The sequence below is a fragment of the Vibrio sp. 10N.286.46.A8 genome, from assembly GCF_041470165.1.
GTDB classification, from domain to species: domain Bacteria; phylum Pseudomonadota; class Gammaproteobacteria; order Enterobacterales; family Vibrionaceae; genus Vibrio; species Vibrio tasmaniensis_A.
Window position 1 is genome coordinate 1 of record NZ_JBFRLX010000389.1, and the last position, 367, is coordinate 367.

Sequence of the window (367 nt, forward strand, 5' to 3'; positions counted from 1 at the left end):
GTTACTTTTAATAACGGCGTGAATGCTGAAACCTTTAGAAAAAAAGCAACAAAATTAAAGAAATAGCGAGAAAGGATAAGAAAGCGTGACTGGCAGTGAAATTATCAAAAAAAGATGAGAAAAAGGCTAAAGTTGTCGAAACGTCAGCCGGGGGAAATATTGTGTTTTAATTAACCAAAGGACTTTAGTTAACCGAGAATACCTTTATAAGAATTAACCTAATTTATTAGCCTAGCAGCGTTAAAGCTAAGTTCGGCGCTTGCTTAGCTTGAGCTAAAATAGTGGTACTGACTTGCTGCAGTATTTGTTGTTTGAGCATTTGAGTGGTTTCTTTGGCGTAGTCTGTATCTTTGATTCGACTGTTTGA

General features: G+C 36.2%; 1 protein-coding gene. It reads right to left on the reverse strand.

Features of this window, described 5'->3' with window-relative positions:
- Positions 1–226 precede the first annotated feature (226 nt).
- A partial coding sequence (locus tag AB4232_RS22615) for a flagellin (protein WP_408063623.1) occupies positions 227–367 on the reverse strand: 141 nt, incomplete at its 5' end.